The organism is Nocardioides sp. (genome assembly GCF_964229035.1).
Lineage (GTDB): Bacteria > Actinomycetota > Actinomycetes > Propionibacteriales > Nocardioidaceae > Nocardioides.
The window spans coordinates 1-17,054 of the sequence record NZ_CAXRAZ010000016.1 but is presented as its reverse complement, the minus strand read 5'-3'; the positions used below and the strand labels follow the sequence as shown (position 1 = coordinate 17,054).

At 74.5% G+C, this 17,054-nt stretch carries 18 protein-coding genes; 10 read left to right on the top strand and 8 right to left on the bottom strand.

What is annotated here, in order from left to right; genetic code table 11:
- Positions 1-65: 65 nt before the first annotated feature.
- Both ACERUN_RS06020 and ACERUN_RS06015 read right to left on the bottom strand, forming a co-directional pair.
- Positions 66-1,169: a hypothetical protein gene (locus ACERUN_RS06020; protein ID WP_370288912.1), complete on the bottom strand. Its 1,104-nt coding sequence runs from the start codon at positions 1,167-1,169 to the stop codon at positions 66-68.
- 179 nt (positions 1,170-1,348) lie between these two features.
- On the bottom strand, positions 1,349-2,224 hold the full coding sequence (locus ACERUN_RS06015) for a carbon-nitrogen hydrolase family protein (RefSeq protein WP_370288910.1): 876 nt from the start codon (positions 2,222-2,224) through the stop codon (positions 1,349-1,351).
- A gap of 37 nt (positions 2,225-2,261) precedes the next feature.
- Here ACERUN_RS06015 and ACERUN_RS06010 point away from each other — a divergent pair, with 37 nt between their 5' ends.
- The 4 genes from ACERUN_RS06010 (at position 2,262) to ACERUN_RS05995 (ending at position 4,920) form a co-directional block, all read left to right on the top strand.
- Positions 2,262-2,834 (top strand): molybdenum cofactor guanylyltransferase, encoded by a 573-nt coding sequence (locus ACERUN_RS06010; RefSeq protein ID WP_370288909.1) that lies wholly within the window; start codon positions 2,262-2,264, stop codon positions 2,832-2,834.
- A gap of 98 nt (positions 2,835-2,932) precedes the next feature.
- A complete protein-coding gene (locus tag ACERUN_RS06005) occupies positions 2,933-3,268 on the top strand; it encodes a DUF6457 domain-containing protein (protein WP_370288908.1) in 336 nt (111 codons plus the stop codon).
- Between the two features lie 29 nt (positions 3,269-3,297).
- A complete protein-coding gene (locus ACERUN_RS06000) occupies positions 3,298-4,275 on the top strand; it encodes an NAD(P)H-quinone oxidoreductase (RefSeq protein WP_370288906.1) in 978 nt (325 codons plus the stop codon).
- Between the two features lie 33 nt (positions 4,276-4,308).
- Positions 4,309-4,920 (top strand): bacterial proteasome activator family protein, encoded by a 612-nt coding sequence (locus ACERUN_RS05995; RefSeq protein ID WP_370288904.1) that lies wholly within the window; start codon positions 4,309-4,311, stop codon positions 4,918-4,920.
- 68 nt (positions 4,921-4,988) lie between these two features.
- Here ACERUN_RS05995 and ACERUN_RS05990 read toward each other — a convergent pair whose 3' ends face one another.
- The 5 genes from ACERUN_RS05990 to ACERUN_RS05970 all read right to left on the bottom strand — a co-directional run bounded on the left by ACERUN_RS05990 (position 4,989) and on the right by ACERUN_RS05970 (position 9,730).
- Positions 4,989-5,738: a hypothetical protein gene (locus ACERUN_RS05990; protein ID WP_370288903.1), complete on the bottom strand. Its 750-nt coding sequence runs from the start codon at positions 5,736-5,738 to the stop codon at positions 4,989-4,991.
- Positions 5,735-6,643, bottom strand: coding sequence for an HAD family hydrolase (locus ACERUN_RS05985; RefSeq protein WP_370288902.1), 909 nt, complete (start codon positions 6,641-6,643; stop codon positions 5,735-5,737). Before ACERUN_RS05985 ends, ACERUN_RS05990 begins: the two co-directional genes overlap by 4 nt.
- Entirely contained in the window at positions 6,640-7,938 is a 1,299-nt protein-coding gene (gene serS / locus ACERUN_RS05980; protein ID WP_370288901.1) for a serine--tRNA ligase, read from the bottom strand. The genes ACERUN_RS05985 and serS overlap by 4 nt, the downstream gene beginning before the upstream one ends.
- Positions 7,939-8,098: 160 nt before the next feature.
- The gene (locus tag ACERUN_RS05975) at positions 8,099-9,076 is read right to left on the bottom strand and encodes an aldo/keto reductase (protein ID WP_370288900.1); all 978 of its coding nucleotides are present in this window, start codon (positions 9,074-9,076) and stop codon (positions 8,099-8,101) included.
- Positions 9,077-9,127: 51 nt separating this feature from the next.
- Positions 9,128-9,730, bottom strand: coding sequence for a TIGR03086 family metal-binding protein (locus ACERUN_RS05970; protein WP_370288899.1), 603 nt, complete (start codon positions 9,728-9,730; stop codon positions 9,128-9,130).
- Between the two features lie 61 nt (positions 9,731-9,791).
- On the opposite strand from ACERUN_RS05970, the gene ACERUN_RS05965 reads away from it, so the two are divergent.
- Entirely contained in the window at positions 9,792-10,796 is a 1,005-nt protein-coding gene (locus tag ACERUN_RS05965; RefSeq protein WP_370288898.1) for a helix-turn-helix transcriptional regulator, read from the top strand.
- 68 nt (positions 10,797-10,864) lie between these two features.
- Positions 10,865-12,442 carry a diacylglycerol kinase family protein gene (locus ACERUN_RS05960; protein WP_370288897.1) on the top strand — a complete coding sequence of 526 codons (1,578 nt, stop codon included), beginning with the start codon at positions 10,865-10,867 and terminating at the stop codon, positions 12,440-12,442.
- A gap of 108 nt (positions 12,443-12,550) precedes the next feature.
- Here ACERUN_RS05960 and ACERUN_RS05955 read toward each other — a convergent pair whose 3' ends face one another.
- A complete protein-coding gene (locus ACERUN_RS05955) occupies positions 12,551-12,949 on the bottom strand; it encodes a DUF4446 family protein (RefSeq protein ID WP_370288896.1) in 399 nt (132 codons plus the stop codon).
- Between the two features lie 91 nt (positions 12,950-13,040).
- Here ACERUN_RS05955 and ACERUN_RS05950 point away from each other — a divergent pair, with 91 nt between their 5' ends.
- The 4 genes from ACERUN_RS05950 to ACERUN_RS05935 all read left to right on the top strand — a co-directional run bounded on the left by ACERUN_RS05950 (position 13,041) and on the right by ACERUN_RS05935 (position 16,935).
- Positions 13,041-13,874 carry a prephenate dehydratase gene (locus ACERUN_RS05950; RefSeq protein ID WP_370288895.1) on the top strand — a complete coding sequence of 278 codons (834 nt, stop codon included), beginning with the start codon at positions 13,041-13,043 and terminating at the stop codon, positions 13,872-13,874.
- An 86-nt stretch (positions 13,875-13,960) separates the two neighbouring features.
- Positions 13,961-15,217, top strand: coding sequence for an arginine deiminase (locus ACERUN_RS05945; protein ID WP_370288894.1), 1,257 nt, complete (start codon positions 13,961-13,963; stop codon positions 15,215-15,217).
- 232 nt (positions 15,218-15,449) lie between these two features.
- Complete coding sequence (locus tag ACERUN_RS05940) at positions 15,450-15,824, top strand: Crp/Fnr family transcriptional regulator (protein ID WP_370288893.1); 375 nt, start codon at positions 15,450-15,452, stop codon at positions 15,822-15,824.
- Positions 15,825-15,843: 19 nt separating this feature from the next.
- Positions 15,844-16,935, top strand: a complete 1,092-nt coding sequence (locus ACERUN_RS05935) for an adenylate/guanylate cyclase domain-containing protein (RefSeq protein ID WP_370288892.1) — start codon at positions 15,844-15,846, stop codon at positions 16,933-16,935.
- Positions 16,936-17,054 lie beyond the last annotated feature (119 nt).

Below are 17,054 nucleotides of genomic sequence, written 5' to 3'. Positions count from 1 at the left end.
CCCCCCCCCCCCCCCCCCCCCCCCCCGGACGCCGGCGCCCCCCCGGCCGACAGGAGCCCTCGGGCTCAGAGCAGCGGGGCGAAGCGGCGGGGTTCGGGGCGGACGGCGGCGGCCTGCTCGGCGACGCGGGAGCGGCGGCCGCGGTTGCCGGTGAGGGCGAGGTCGAGGCGGATCAGCAGCCACCCGAGGACGACGCCCACCACCACGCCGTAGACCACCGACAGCAGCGCCTCGGTGACGGTGACGGCGGGGTTGGCCAGCGCGGTGGCGGCGGGTGAGGTGGCGGCGACCCCGAAGGCGATGACCCACCAGCCCTGGCGGCGGCGTGCGCGCATGTGGGCGCCGTAAACGAGCGCCGGCACGCCGAGCACGGCGGCGATGGGGCGGGGGAAGGCGCCCAGGTGGTCGCGGCTCCAGGCCACGGTCGACTCCAGCTGGTCGACGAGGCCGGTGGTGCCGTAGCGGCGCAGCAGCTCGGCGTACAGCAGGGTGCCGGCCAGCACCACGGCACCGACGGCGACGATGAGCAGGCCGCGTCGTCCGAGGCCGTGGAAGCCGGCGCCGAGGCGGTAGACGAGCACGATCACGCCCACGAACGCCAGGCCGAGGCCGACGTACTCGAAGCGGTCGGGGTTGACCACCGGCTCGAACCCGATGGCCGCGAGGCCGCCGACCACGGCGACGACCAGCGCCACCGAGGCCTCGCGCACCGCGGTGGGCAGACCCTTGGCCGGCACGGTGAGCAGCACGCCGAGGGTCGCCGCCATGGCGGACGTCGTGACCGCGGCGCCCGTGCGCAGCAGCGGCTCGTCGGTGACCACCGCGGTGACCGCGCAGACGAGCGCGAGGAGCGAGAAGATCATCGGCCGACCGCCGGTGCGGGCGGCGATCGCGCCGGCGTAGGCCGTGGCGATGGTGACGGCACCGGCGGTGTCGAGCCACGTGGGGCCCGCGGGCACCATCGCGGCCACGAGCGCGGCGGCCGCGACGGCCACGACGCCGCACCAGATCAGCCAGGGTGTGCGCGAGAGACCGAACTCGCCGAGGCGCTGCAGCAGGGGCGCACCGCCTCCGCCGGCGGGGCGGGCGCCTGCGGGGCGCCCGGTGGCCGGTCGGTCGCCGCCGGCGTCGCGACGTCCACGCGGGCGGCGGGCATCGCTCCGCGCCACGCCCCGCGAGGGTCGCGAGCTCCGTGACGACCGGCCCCCGCGGCCCTGGCGCTCCGAGCGCCGGGGCGTCGGACGCCGCCGCTCGCCGCCGTCACCTCCGGCCACGCTGTCGGCGCGGCGGCGGGGCGCTGCGCTGCGTGCATCGGCTCCGGGATCGGCTGGGGGCACGATCGACGAGTCTAGGCGGTGCCGCGGGCGCCGGGCAGGCGGCGGTTGGCCAGCGAGGGGTTGGTGCGGCGCACGTCGTCGAGGACGTCGCGGCGCAGCACCGCAGCGGCCACCTCCGACCGCTCCACCGGCAGATCGGCCGAGCCCGCGCCGGCCTCGGCGAGCACGTCGCCGGCGGGGTCGATCACCATCGAGTGGCCGGTGTAGCGCGGGGCCGGCTGCCCGGCGGCGACCACGAAGACGGTGTTCTCGATCGCCCGGGCGAGCAGCAGGGTGCGCCAGTGGTCGACCTTGCGGGGCCCGGCCACCCAGGCCGCGGGCACCACCAGCACCTCCGCGCCGCGGTCGACGAGGGCCCGCGCGAGCTCGGGGAAGCGCAGGTCGTAGCAGGTCATCAGCCCCACCCGCCACCCGGCGACCTCGACCACCCGCGGCGCCACGGCGCCCGCCGAGAGCCGGTCGGACTCGCGGTAGCCGCAGGAGTCGGAGAGGTGCACCTTGCGATAGTCCGCGTGGGCCGCACCCCGCAGCACGAGGGTGTTGTAGGGCCGCGCCGCGTCGGGGCCGCGCTCGAACATGCCGGCGACCACGCTCGTGCCGTGGCGCTCGGCCTCCGCCGCCAGCGCGGAGGCGAAGGCGCCGTCCACGGGCTCGGCGAAGGGGGCGACGTCGCTGCCCGCCTCGCCGAAGTCGCGTGCGAAGGCCTCCGGAAGGACGACGAGGTCGAGGCCGCCCGGCGCCGTATCGACCGCGCGCTGCACGAGCGGCGCGAGCGCGGCGCGGTTGACCGCGGGCTCGAGGGCCGAGGCCGCCTGGATCGCTGCGACCCGCAGCTCCGGCGCGGCTGCGGGCTCGCGGGGCTCGGCGGGCGGCGTGGGGGCGGTCACGGTGCCAGGCTAACCACGCTCTGCGAGGATGCCTCGGGTGATCACGCACGGACTCTCGGGGTTCGCCGCCGTCGTCCTCGCCGGTGGCCAGGCCACCCGGCTCGGCGGCTTCGACAAGGCCTCCATCGAGGTGGGCGGGCGCACCCTGCTCGCCCTCGCCCTCGACGCGGTCGTCGACGCCGCGGAGGTCGTGGTCGTCGGCGCCACGGTGCCCACCGAGCGTCCGGTCACCTTCGTGCTCGAGGAGCCGCGGCACGGCGGCCCGGTGGCCGGGCTGCTCACCGGCCGCGACGCCCTGCTGCGCACGCCCCCGACCCTGGCGGTGCTCGCCGTCGACATGCCGCGCTTCGACCACGCGAGCCTCCGCCGCCTCCAGGAGGCCGCGGTGGGGCACGACGGCGCCGTCCTCGTGGACGACGGGGGCCGCCGCCAGCTCGCCTTCGTCGTCGAGACCGCCCGCCTCGACGCCGTCCGCCCCGGGCTCGAGGACCAGCACGGCATGTCGGTGCGGGCCCTGCTCGACGGCCTCGACCTCGCCGAGGTGCCCGCCGTCGGGCGCGAGGCCCGCGACATCGACACCTGGGCCGACCTGCGCGACGCCGGCGACTGAACCCGCCTGAACCCGACTGAACCCGCCCGAACCTGCACGAGCACGACGCGCCGCGGGGGTCTTGTCAGCGGCCGCCGCGCAGGATCAGTCTGGACGGCGTGAACCTCCACGACTGGATCGACGAGGTGTGCGACGTCCTCGACATCGAGACCGAGGCCGACGAGGGCCTGCTGCTCGACCTGGCGGGCGTCGTCCACGACAACGTGCACGCGGCGGCCGGGCCGGTCACCGCGTTCCTGCTCGGCGTGGCCACGGCGCTGCGCGGGGCCTCGCCCGACGAGGTCGAGCGGCTGGCGGACCGGGTCCAGGAGCTCGCCGAGGCGTGGGACCGCCCTGCCGCCCCCGCGGCCGAGGACGACGATCCGATCGCGGACGGCGGCATCGACATCGACGAGCCGATCGACGTGTCGATCGACGAGGACGCCTTCGCCTGAGGTTCGACCCGCAGGGGCAGACTGAGCCCATGCGTGCCGTGACCCAGAGCGCCCCCGGGGGCGTGGAGACCCTCTCCGTCAGCGACCTGCCCGACCCCGTGCCCGGCCCCGGCGAGGTGCTCGTCGACGTCGCCGCCACGGCCGTGAACCGGGCCGACCTGCTGCAGCGGCAGGGCTTCTACCCGCCGCCGCCCGGCGCCTCCGAGGTGATGGGCCTGGAGTGCAGCGGCACCATCGCCGCCGTCGGCGAGGGCGTCGAGGTGTGGTCGGTGGGCGACGAGGTGTGCGCGCTGCTGGCCGGCGGCGGCTACGCGAGCAAGGTCGTGGTGCCGGTGGGTCAGGTCATGCCGGTGCCGCAGGGCATCGACCTCGTCACCGCCGCGGCACTGCCCGAGGTGGCCTGCACGGTGTGGTCCAACGTGTTCATGGTGGCCGGCCTGCGCCCCGACGAGGTGTTCCTCGTGCACGGCGGCGGGGGCGGCATCGGCACCTTCGCGATCCAGCTGGCCGCGGCCACGGGCGCCCGGGTGTTCACCACCGCCGGCACCGAGGGCAAGCGGCAGCGCTGCGTCGAGCTCGGCGCCGAGCGCGCCATCGACTACCGCGAGGAGGACTTCGTCGAGGTGGTCAGGGCCGCCACCGACGGGCGCGGCGCGGACGTCGTCCTCGACAACATGGGCGCCAAGTACCTCGCCCGCAACGTCGACGTGCTGGCCGACGAGGGGCGCCTCGTGGTGATCGGCATGCAGGGCGGCTCGAAGGCCGAGCTCAACCTCGGTGCGCTGCTCGCCAAGCGTGGCGCGGTGATCGCCACCGCCCTGCGCTCGCGACCGCTCGACGGCAAGGCGCGCATCTGCGCCTCGGTGGTCGAGCACGTCTGGCCGCTGGTGGCCGACGGCAGCATCGTGCCCGTCGTGTCGGCCACGCTGCCGCTCGCCGAGGTCGCCGAGGCGCACCGCCTGGTGGAGAGCAGCGAGTCGGTCGGCAAGGTGCTGCTCACCCCCTGAGCAGGCTCGGGGGCGGTCGCTAGGTTGGGACGCATGAGCGAGAACACCGAGGAGCAGATCGTCGTCATCGGGCCCGACGGGCAGCCGATCGGCACCGTCCCCGCCACCGCGGTGGCCCAGGCCACGGGCGCCGAGGCCTCCGGCGGCGAGGGCGAGGACGACGAGCGCTCGCTCACCGAGCTCGTGGAGCAGCCGGCGAAGGTCATGCGCATCGGCAGCATGATCCGCCAGCTGCTCGAGGAGGTGAAGGCCGCGCCGCTCGACGAGGCCAGCCGCAGCCGTCTCGCCGCCATCCACCGCTCCTCCATCGCCGAGCTCGAGCAGGGCCTGGCCCCCGAACTCGTCGAGGAGCTGCAGCGTCTCTCGCTGCCCTTCACCGAGGACGCCACCCCCTCCGAGGGCGAGCTGCGCATCGCGCAGGCCCAGCTGGTGGGCTGGCTCGAGGGCCTCTTCCACGGCATCCAGACCGCCATCTACGCCCAGCAGATGGCGGCGCGCGCGCAGTTCGAACAGATCCGCCGCGCGCTGCCGCAGGGCGTCACGCTCGGCCCCGGTGGCGCCGGCATGCCCGGTCAGCCCGGCCAGCCCGGCGAGGCCCCCGGCCAGGGCGGCGACGAGCCCCGCTCGGGCGGCATGTACCTGTAGAGCGCGCCCGAGCCGTTCGCCGAGCCTGAACCAGCCCAGCCTGCTCGGTTCAGCCCGGCCGGCCCTGCTCAGCCTCGCTGGCGGCCCAGGCGCGAGACGAGCAGCAGCCCGAGCAAACCCACGAGCGCCACGGCGGCACCGGGGGCGACGAGGCGAGAGAGCGTCGGGGCGTCGTCCACACCGCCGGGCGGCACGGCGAGCTCGACCGCGGTGCGCTCGGCCTCGGCGGCCTGCACCGCGTCGACGAGCCCGGTGAGACCGGCCGGCGTGAGGCCCGTCGTGCGGGCCCAGCCGTCGCAGCCGTCGGCCGCCAAGCCGTCGGCGCCGCGGGAGGCGAAGAAGAGGTAGCGGATGCCGACGCGCAGCTGCACCGGCGGGCGGGTCGGGTCGGCCGCGGGCGGGGTGAGCAGGACGTCGCCCTGCGTGCCCTGGAGGAGGTCGCCCTTGAGCGCGCGCACCCCGGCCACCCGGTAGAGCAGCGGGCGAGCGGAGCCAGCGCCCGCCGACCCCGATCCCGACCCGGTGGCCGAGGGGGAGGCCGAGGCCCCGCCGCGGGCCGAGGCCACGACCTCGACGGTGCCGACGAAGACCTCCTCGGCGCTGGCGGCACGCTCGACCACCGCGGCCGTGTCGCTGAGCCGCAGGCCACCGCACACGGTGGCTGCGGCGGACCCGCTGGCTCCGGTCACCCGCGGTGCGGCCGTCGCCGGCCCCGCGGCCGCACCGACGAGGCCGACGGCGCCGACGCAGGCAGCGGCGGCGGCGAGCCTGCGCGAGCGGGAGGACGACGCACGAGAGCGGCGGGGAGCGGTTCTCACCGCTCCATCCCACCAGACGGCGAGGCCTCGCCAGAATCGGCCGCGGGGAACCAGCGGGACAGCTCCACGGCCGCGCCGTCGTCGTCCACGGTGGGTGCGATGTCGTCGGCGATGGCGAGGACGTCGGGCACCGCCTGCCCCATCGCGACACCGCGGCCGGCCCACTCGAGCATCTCGATGTCGTTGCGGCCGTCGCCGATGGCGAGGACGTCGGCCCGGTCGACGCCGAGCTGGGCGATGACGTACTCCAGGCCCGAGGCCTTGGAGATGCCGACGGGCGCGAGGTCGAGCCACGCCGTCCACCCGACGACGTAGTCGGTGCCGTGCAGGCCGAGCGAGGCGGCGAGCGAGACGAAGTCGTCGGCGGTGGCCGACGGGTCGCGGATGATCACGCGGCTCACCGGCTCGGCGACCATGTCGGCGACGTCGGCCAAGATCGCCTCGCCGCCGAGCTCACCCTCGGGGAACGGGGCCGAGACGCGGTAGCCGCGGCCGCGCTCCTCCACCGCCACCAGCGCCTCGGGGTGCTGGGCGAGCACGGCCTCGACGGCCGGGCGGGCGTCGAAGGTCTCCTCGTGCACCACCTCGACCGGCGGGTAGCGCAGCACCACCGCGCCGTTGGCGGCCACGATCCACAGCCGCTCGCCGTGGCCGTGCAGGTCGAGCATGTCGGCCACGCTCGTCATGTTGTGCAGCGCGCGCCCCGACGAGAGGACGACGTGGCAGCCGGCGTCCAGCACCCGCTGGATCGCGTCGTGCACCGCGGGCGTGACCTCCTCGCGGCTCATGCCGAGGCCCTCGACCCAGCGCAGCAGCGTGCCGTCGATGTCGAGCGCGACGAGGCGCGGGCGCCAGTCGGCGCGCGGCGGCTGCCAGGTGGGGCCGCCGGCTGGCGGGGTCGTCATCGGGTCACCGGCTCCATGACCTCGAGACCTCCGAGGTAGGGCTGCAGGGCGGCGGGCACGCGCACGGAGCCGTCGGCCTGCTGGTGGGTCTCGAGGATCGCGACGATCGCGCGCGGGATCGCGGTGAGCGTGCCGTTGAGGGTGGCGACCGGGCCGGTGCTGGAGCCGCCCGAGGCGTTCGCGTCGGCGAAGCGGCCTCGGATGTCGAGGCGGCGGGCCTGGAACTCGGTGCAGTTGGAGGTGGAGGTGAGCTCGCGGTACTTGCCCTGGGTGGGGATCCACGCCTCGCAGTCGAACTTGCGGATGGCCGAGAGGCCGAGGTCGCCCGCGGCGGTGTCGATCACCCGGTAGGCGAGCTCGAGCTTGTCGAGGAACTCCTTCTCCCAGCCCAGCAGACGCTGGTGCTCGGCCTCGGCCTGGTCGGGGGTGGTGTAGACGAACATCTCGACCTTGTCGAACCAGTGCACGCGGATGATGCCGCGGGTGTCCTTGCCGTGCGAGCCGGCCTCCTTGCGGAAGCAGGGGCTGAAGGCGGCGTAGCGCAGCGGCAGGCTCGCGGCGTCCAGGATCTCGTCGGAGTGGTAGGCGGCCATCGGCACCTCGGAGGTGCCGACGAGGTAGAGGTCCTCGCCCTCGATGCGGTAGACGTCGTCGGCGGCCTGGCCGAGGAAGCCGGTGCCCTCCATGGCGCGCGGGCGCACCAGCGAGGGCGCCATCACCTGGGTGAAGCCTGCGCCGCGGGCCTGGTCCATCGCCATGTTCACCAGCGCCAGCTCGAGCTGGGCGCCGATGCCGGTGAGGAAGTAGAAGCGACTGCCGCTGACCTTGGCGCCGCGGTCGAGGTCGATCGCGCCCAGCAGCCGGCCGAGCTCGACGTGGTCACGCGGCTCGAAGCCTTCCGCCGCGAAGTCGCGGGGCGTGCCGATGTGCTCGAGGACGACGTAGTCGTCCTCACCGCCGGCGGGGGCGGCCTCGGCGGCGAGATTCGGGATGGCGAGCAGCGCTGCGTTCCACTGCTCCTCCGCGGCGGCGCGGGCCGCCTCGGCGTCCTTGACCTCGGCGGCGATCGTCTTGGTCTGCGCGAGCAGCTCGGCCTTCTCCTCCGGCGAGGCCTTCGGGATGCGGGCACCGAGCGCCTTCTGCTCGGCCCGCTTGGCCTCGAAGGTGGCGATCGCCTGGCGCCGCGCGGTGTCGGCCGCGAGGGCGACGTCGACGACCTCGTCGGAGAGTCCCCGCTTGGCCTGGGCAGCACGGACGCGGTCGGGCTCGTCGCGGAGCAGGCGCGGGTCGATCATGTGCGTCAGGCTATCGGGGGCGGGGTCGCTCGCCGTCCTCGCGGGCGGGCGCTCGCCCGCTTGTAACTACGTGTTCGTGTCTCTACCAGGGTGGTCGACCACCCTGGTAGAGGCCATAACACGTAGTTACATGAGGCGCCGTCCGACGGATCCGGGCGACTCAGAAGAGGGCGATGGGCTCGGGCGGGGGGAAGAGGGCGTCGAGGGCGTCGAGGTCATCGGCGCTCGGCGTCCACGCGGCGGAGGCGGCGTTGGCGCGCACCTGCTCGGGGCGGGTGGCGCCGGCGATCACCGAGGCGACCGGGCGCTGGGCGAGCAGCCAGCCGAGGGCCACGGTGACCTCGCTGATGCCGCGCTCGCGGGCGAAGTCGGAGTAGCCGCGCAGGGCCGGCGTGGTCGCCATCTCGAGCAGGTGCGGGCGGGTGCGCGAGAGCCGGGTGCCCTCGGGAGCGCGGCCGTCGGCGTACTTGCCGGTGAGCAGGCCGTTCGCGAGCGGGAAGTAGGGCAGCACGCCGATGCCGAACTCGCGGGCGGCGGGGAGCACCTCAAGCTCGGCGCGACGGTCGACGAGGTTGTAGTTGTTCTGCGCCGAGACGAACCGCTCGACTCCGAGCTGGCGGGCGACGTACTCGGCCTCGGCGATCTGCCAGCCCGCGCGGTTGGAGTGGCCGACGTAGCGGACCTTGCCCTCGCGCACGAGGTCGTCGAGCGCGCTGAGCGTCTCCTCGATCGGGGTGAGCGGGTCGGGGGTGTGGAACTGGTAGAGGTCGATGTGGTCGGTGCGCAGGCGCCGCAGCGACCCCTCGACGGCCGCGCGGATGTAGCGCCGCGAGCCGCGGGCGCCGAAGTCCGCGCCGGCCAACCCGCCGGCGTCCATGCCGAACTTGGTGGCCACGACGACGTCATCGCGCCGCCCCTGCAGCGCCACGCCGAGGCGCTCCTCCGAGAGCCCGGGCGTGGCGCCGTAGGTGTCGGCGACGTCGAAGAAGGTGATGCCGGCCTCCAGTGCCGCGTGGACGACGGCGTCGCTGCCCTCCTGCGACTCGCTGGCCGTGCCCGGGCGACCGAGGTTGTTGCAGCCGAGGCCGATGGTCGAGACGACGAGGCCGGAGCGTCCGAGACGACGGGTGGGAACCATGCCTGCGAGCCTAGGCCGGGCGTCGTGAGGGGCCCTGCGCGGACTCGACGCTCAGGCCGACCAGTCGGGACGACGGCCGAACCAGGCGACGAGGCGGTCGTAGTCGTCGGCGCCGTCGGGCACGGGGACGACGGCACCGAACGGCATCTGATCGCGCCCCTGCTCGGGGATCCGCGCCTGCGCCGACGGCAGGAGCGGCGCGGCGAGGGCCCCGTCGAGGAGGTCGCGGCGCCCGATGGCCGCGGCGAGGTCCCAGCTGTGCACGGCCACCTCGCCGATGTAGGAGCCGAGCACGGCCCCCGCCGGCAGGACGCCGAACGGCGCGGTGACCAGGCTCGCCAGGTCGACCGACGGCAGGGCTGTCGCGAGGCGGTCGACGGCCGTCGTCCAGGCCTCGACGATGCGCTCGTCGTCGACGACGGTGACCTGGGGGACCTCGGAGAAGTGCCCGCCTCCGGTGACGACGCGGATGCGGTCGACGACGGTGAGGCAGTGGCCGAGGAGGGTGCGCAGGTCGTAGTCGTCGCACGGGGTGGGGCCGTCGAGATCGGTGGCGGCGGCCAGCGTGACGATCGGGGTCGCGACGTCGAGGGCGTGCAGCAGCACGGGACGGAGGTCGGGGACGGCGGTGGTTGCTGTGTCTGCGGTGGTCATGGCGTCACTCTCCGGGAAATACCTGACACCTTGTGTCAGGTATCTCTGCGATGCTGCCGAGGTGCGCGCCGACCGCCTCCTCTCGATCATGCTGCTGCTGCGCCAGCGCGGTCTCGTGACGGCCACCGAGCTGGCTGAGCGGCTGGAGGTCTCCGAGCGCACGGTGCTGCGCGACATGGAGGCGCTGAGCTTCGCCGGCGTGCCGGTGGTGGCCGAGCGGGGTCGCCACGGCGGTTTCCGACTGCTCGAGGGCTTCCGCGCCGACCTCGCGAACCTCGACGACGTGGAGGCGCAGGTGCTGCTGGCCTCGGTGGGGCTCGACACCTTCGGCGACCTCGGCCTGAGCCGCGAGGTGCACTCGGCGCTCCAGAAGGTGTCCGCCTCGGCCCCGGAGCGGGTCGCCGCACCCGCGTCGCGGCTGCGCGACGTCGTCCACGTGGATCGGCGGCGGTGGTTCGCCGAGGCCGACGACGCCACCCACCTGCCCGCCCTGCGCAGCGCCGCGGTCGAGCGGCGCCGCGTGCGGATCGTCTACACCCGCGCCGCGGAGGAGCGGCCGCAGACCAGCACCGTCGACCCGCTCGGCGTCGTGGAGAACGGCACCCGGTGGTATCTCGTGGCCTACCACCGAGGACGTCCGCGCGCCTACCGCCTCGCCCGTATCAGCGGGCTCACCGTGCTCGAGTCCCCCGCCCGGCTGCCCGACGACGCGCGACTGGTCGAGGTGTGGACGACGCTGCGGCGCGACCTCGAGGGCACCCGCCCGGCGCCGACCGCGGTGCACGTGCGGGTGCGCGCCGAGGTCGCCGAGGACTTCCGGACGACGGTGCGGCCGATGGTCGTCGGAGCGATCACAGCCGCCCCGCCCGACGCCGGGGCCGATCCCGGTTGGGTCGACCTGACCTGCGCGTTCCGGGCCCCGACGCCGGCGATCGGCGTGACCGTGGGCTTCGGGGGCGATGTCGAGATCGTCGGACCGCCCGAGCTGCGGGCCCGGGCGATCGCACTGCTGCGCGGCACCGCGGCGCGCCACGGACTCCTCCCCGCGCTCCGACCCGAGGGGTGAGGAGGAGCACCCCCCGCGCAGCCCTCGCTGAGGCGGCTGGTTCGAGGCGCCCCCGGCATACTTCACCCGTGCTCGACCGTCCCCGCCACGTGCCGCTGGCCGCTGCGCTCATCGCGCTCCTGGCCTTCGCGGGCGTCGCCGCCGTGGTGGCCGCGCAGCCGCACTGGCTGCTCGACGTCGACGACCTCGGCGGCAACGCGCGCGAGTGGGCGGCAGCCCGGTCGTGGACCGAGGGGCCGCTGCGTGCGATCGAGCTCGCCTTCGGCACGATCGGCATGACCGTGCTCACGGTCGTCACCGCGGGCGCGCTGCTCATCAAGGGACACCGCCGCGCCGGCGTCCTCGTGGCCGGGGTGATGATCGCGATCTCGCTGGCCACCTACGCCACGAAGGTGTTCGTGGGCCGCGGACGCCCGCTGTGGCAGGACCCCGAGTTCTTCCTGCACTCCAACGCGTTCCCCTCCGGCCACACCGCCTCCACCACGGCCTTCGCCGGGCTGGTGATCGTGCTCGCGGCGATGCTGATCCGGCGCAGCGGTCTGCGCCGCGTCGTCGGCGGCGTGGCCCTGCTGGCCTGGGCCCTGGTGGCGGCCGACCGCATCCTGCTGGGGCGCCACTTCCCGAGCGACGTCGTCGGCGGCACCCTGCTCGGCGTCGGGGTGCTGCTGCTCGCCATCGCCGTCTACAACCCGCTGCCGCGCAGCCACGCGCGCGGCGCCGACCCGCTCCCGCAGCCGCTGCCCACCAACCGCGACGTCGCGGTGATCCTCAACCCCATCAAGGTCGAGTCGGTCGAGCAGTTCCAGACCATCGTGTCGACCATGGCCCGCGAGGCCGGGTGGAACGAGCCGCGCTGGCTGCTCACCACCGTCGAGGACTCCGGCACCGGCCAGGCCGAGCAGGCCGCGGTCGACGGCGCCGACCTCGTCATCGTGTGCGGCGGCGACGGCACCGTGCGCGAGGTGTGCGCCGAGCTCGCCGGCACCGGCATCCCCGTGGGCATCGTGCCGGCCGGCACCGGCAACCTGCTCGCGCGCAACCTCGAGGTGCCGCTGTTCATCCGCGCCGCCATCGACGTCGCCCTCACCGGGCAGGACCGGGCCATCGACATGGTGGCCGTGGAGGGCGACGGCATCGAGGGCACCCACTTCATGGTGATGGCCGGCATGGGTTTCGACGCCGCGATCATGGAGGGCGTCAACGAGGAGATCAAGAAGAAGGTCGGCTGGCTGGCCTACGTGATCTCGGCCCTGCGCTCGCTGATGTTCCCCACGATGCGCCTCGAGATCTCCGTGGACGACGCCCCGCCCACCAAGCACCGCGCCCGCACCTGCGTGATCGGCAACGTCGGCAGCCTCCAGGGCGGCATGGTGCTGCTGCCCGACGCCGCGATCGACGACGGCCAGCTCGACGTCGTCCTCCTCTACCCGCGGCGCTTCTGGTCGTGGATCCCGCTCGTGCTGCGCGTGGCGACGCGCCGCGAGCAGAAGGCCGGCGAGTCGGTCACCCGGATGACCGGGCGCTCGGTCGTCGTCCGCGCCTCGGCGGAGGTGCCGCGCCAGCTCGACGGCGACACGATCGGCCTCGGCCGCGAGCTGCGCATGGAGTGCGTGCACGGTCGGGTGCTGGTGCGCGTGCCGCGCTGATCGTCACTCGGCACGCGTTTCTTGCACTTGGCGCGTGTTGCAACGCCCGCCAAGTGCAGGAAACGCCGGTCGACCGGCGATTCCTGCACCCCCGGTCGCGCGCCCTGATCACCCCCGCGCGGCCCTCGCATGCGCGACAGCCTCGACCTCCTCGGGCGAGAGCTCCTGCTCGCTGCTCCACCGCGTCACGGACTTGGCGTACGTGCGGGCCTCGTCGCGGCCGCGGATCGAGGTGAGCACGACGCCGTCGCCGGCGTCGTCGGTGAGGGCGAGGGACCACGAGAGCCGTCCGCCCATCTCGGCGAAGGCGTCGTAGCGGACGACGGCCAGGTGCCGCAGAGCGCCGGCTGCCTCGGCGCGCAGCGCGGCGACCTCGGCCCGCAGCGCCTGGACGTCGGTCGGCAGGTCGTCGGCGTCGGCGGTGGCGCGCGGACGCTTCTCGCGCAGCACGAACACCAGGCCGCTGAAGGCGATCACGATGGCGAGGATCGAGATGACGGTGTCCATGGTGGTGAGGGTAGGTCGGCCCGGGCGGGGTGGAGGTGAGCCGCGAGACGACGCGCCCGAGGATCCCGCGGCGACCACTACCCTCTCCGGCATGGCCCGCATCGCGTACCAGGGGGAACCCGGCGCCAACTCGCACCTGGTGTGCAAGCAGCATTACCCCGACGCGGAGGCTGTTCCGTGCGCGTCCTTCGAGGACGTCTTCGCGGCGGTGACCAGCGGCGACTGCGACCTCGCGATGATCCCGATCGACAATTCGATCGCCGGCCGCGTGGCCGACATCCACCACTTCCTGCCGCACTCGGGCCTGCACATCATCGGCGAGCACTTCCTGCGCATCGCCTTCGACCTCATGGTGATCCCGGGCGCCGACGCCTCCACGATCCGCACGGTCCACAGCCACGTGCACGCGCTGGGCCAGTGCCGCAAGGTCATCCGCGAGCTCGGCCTCACCCCGATCATCTCGGGCGACACCGCCGGCGCTGCGCGGGAGGTCGCCGAGGCGGGCGATCCCACGCAGGCCGCGATCGCGCCGCCGCTGGCCGCCGACATCTACGGCCTCGAGATCCTGCGCCGCGACGTCGAGGACGAGGACCACAACACCACGCGCTTCGTCGTCCTCTCGCCCGACTTCGTGGCCGCCGCACCCGACCAGGGTCCGGTGATCACGACGTTCGTGTTCAACGTGCGCAACCTGCCGGCCGCGCTCTACAAGGCCCTCGGGGGCTTCGCGACCAACGGCATCAACATGACCAAGCTCGAGAGCTACATGGTGGGCGGGGAGTTCACGGCCACGCAGTTCCTGGCCGAGGTCGACGGCCACCCCGACGACCCCGGCCTCAAGCGGGCGCTCGAGGAGCTCACCTTCTTCACCACCGACATCCGCATCCTCGGCGTCTACGCGGCCGACCCCTTCCGCGGCGCCTAGCGGCGGGCGGCCGACCCCGCCGACCCCGCCGACCCCGCCGACCCCGGGCCCGTGAGCCGGGTCACGGGGCCTACTAGGGTGCGTGCATGGTGGCGAACCCCGCGGCGCTCGGCGCCGACAGCGAGGTCGGTCGGCTGCGCACGGTCGTGCTGCACCGGCCCGGTGCCGAGCTCAAGCGACTCACGCCGCGCAACAACGACCGGCTGCTGTTCGACGGCGTGCCGTGGGTGGCGCGGGCGCAGGACGAGCACGACGCGTTCGCCGCCGCACTGCGCGAGCGCGACGTCGAGGTGCTCTACCTCTGCGACCTCATCGCCCAGGCCCTCGAGGACGCCGACGCCCGCGCGCTCGCGATCGAGACCACCCTCGAAGGGCCCTCCGGTCTGCACCTCGGCGACCGACTGCGCGCCCACCTGCGCGGCCTGCTCACCGATGCCTCGCCCGCGGAGCTCACGGCGCTGCTCACCGCCGGCGTCCGCAACGACGAGGTGCGCTCCGGACTGCGCAGCGGCACGCTCGTGACCTCGCTGCTCGCCGCCGACGACTTCCTCGTCGACCCGCTGCCCAACCTCCTCTTCACCCGCGACTCGGCGGTGTGGCTGCGCGATCGCGTGGCCATCACCTCGCTGGCGATGCCGGCGCGACGACGCGAGTCGCAGCTCACCGAGCTCATCTACCGCTTCCACCCGCGCTTCGCCGGTGTCGGCCGACTGCACGGGCACCGACTCGAGCACGTCGAGGGCGGCGACGTGCTGCTGCTCGCGCCCGGCGTCCTCGCTGTGGGTGTGGGCGAGCGGACGACGCCCGCCGGCGCCGAGCGGTTGGCCCGGCAGGTGTTCGCGGCCGGGATCGCGCACACCGTGCTCGCCGTACCGATCGCGCAGGAGCGGGCGACCATGCACCTCGACACCGTGTGCACGATGGTCGACGTCGACAAGGTCGTGATGTATCCCAACGTGGCCGACACGCTCAGCGCCTACACGGTCACGGTGCGGGAGGGCGCGGGCGTGGGCTCGCCCGACGAGCCGGCCGAGCTCGAGGTCACCGGCCCGCGGCCCTTCCTCGAGGCGGCGGCCGCGGCGATGGGCATCGAGCGCCTGCACCGCATCGACACCGGCCTCGACCCGATCAGCGCGGAGCGCGAGCAGTGGGACGACGGCAACAACACCCTGGCGCTGGGCCCGCGCATCGCGGTGGCCTACGAGCGCAACGACGGCACCAACAGCCGCCTCGAGGACGCCGGCGTGGAGGTCGTGCGGATCGCCGGCTCCGAGCTGGGCTCGGGTCGCGGCGGACCCCGCTGCATGAGCTGCCCCGTGCACCGCGACCCGATCGGTGAGTGAGCCGCGCGGGTGGGCGACGCGGCTGGGCCACACTGCTGAGCGACGCGGCCGACCCGACCCGGTGCACGGACGTGCACGCAAGTGATCCAGACCGCTGCCGCGGCGAGGACCGGCCCACTAGGGTGACGGCAGTGCCACCGGATGTCCCCGGGCGGTCACCGGGGGTCACCGAACGCACACCGCGTCACACATGGGGCCGGGCGACGTCGCCGGGCAGAAACGGAAGGTCAGCATGGCTACGTTCTTCGAGCACTTCACGCCGCAGGAGATCGCGCGCATCAGCGCCACCGGGCGCCGTGTGAAGCTCCCCGAGGGCTGGTCCCCGATCTGGGAGGACACCCCGGCCGACAAGGCCTACATCATCCTCAACGGCACCGTGTCCGTGCGCCGCGACGGCAAGGAGATCGCCCAGCTCGGCCCGGGTGACATCGTCGGCGAGGCCGCGATCGTGGGCAACCGCCTGCGCACCGCCACCATCGTGGCCCTCACCCCGCTCGACACCATCCACCTCACCGACTCCACCCTGCGCGAGCTGGACGCCGAGTGGCCGGCCTTCCACGAGGCGCTCGTCGAGGTCGCGCAGTCGCGCCTCAGCGCCGGCTCCTGACGCGCACCCGCACCCACCCATGAGCACCCCCGAGGACCCCGACGCACGTGGCGGCGGGGTCCTCGGCTCGCTCGAGGAGCACCTGCTGGGGGAGGCGCCGCGCCTGACCCAGGCCGAGGTGGCCGAGCGCGCCGGCGTGTCGGTCGAGACCGCCAACGAGCTGTGGCACCTGCTCGGCTTCGCCCAGGTGCCCGACGACGTCGCCGCCTTCGGCGAGGCCGACGTCCAGGCCCTCCGGTTGAGCAACGACCTCGTCGAGCTCGGCGTGCTCAGCCGGGAGCGCCAGGACAGCCTGGTGCGCACGTGGGGCCGCAGCTTCGCCCGCCTGGCCGACTGGCAGGTGGCCCTGCTCGCCGAGGTGGCGATCGAGTCCGGCGCCGATCCCACCGAGGGGCTGCTCGCGATCTCCGGCGTGGTGATGCCGAAGGTCGAGGAGCTCCAGGCCTACGTGTGGCGCCGCCACCTGCTCAGCGCCGGTGCCCGCCGCCTGGCCGGCACGGCGTCGGGTCCCACCACCGCGCTGGCGGTCTGCTTCGTCGACATCGTCGGCTACACCGCCCGCTCCCGCACGCTGACCGACCGCGAGCTCGTCGCCTGGCTGGAGTCGTTCGAGAGCGCCGTGCTCGCGCTCAGCGTCGACCGCGGCGCGCGCATCATCAAGAACATCGGCGACGAGCTGCTCATCGTCGCCGACTCCCCCGCCGCCCTCGCCGAGATCGCCCTCGAACTGACCCGCCGCGGCGCCGACCCCGACGACCCGTTCCCCGAGGTGCGCGCCGGCCTGGCCTACGGCGAGGTCGTCACCCGCCTCGGCGACGTGTTCGGCCCCACCGTCAACATCGCCGCCCGCCTCACCTCCATCGCCCGCCCCGGCAGCGTGCTCGTCGACGAGGGCGTGCACGACGCCCTCGGCGGCGCCCGCTCACGGCGCTCCCGCGAGGACGACGACGCCGCGGACCCGAGCGACGACGACCACGGGGCCGACGGCGGACCGGTCGAGGACCACGACGCCGGCGACCCGTCGTCCACCTACCGGATGCGGCGCCTGCGCCGCGTGCACGTCAAGGGCTACTCCCGCCTCGCTGCCTGGGCCCTGCAACCGCGCGGCTGATCCGCCGGCCGCCCGTCGTCCACGCCTTGCTCCGGGGGGCGTCGATTGGTGGGAAACCGCACGCCGCGGGGCCGAAATGTTGCGGGGTGGCGCCAAACAGCCACCCGCCGCCGGCCACG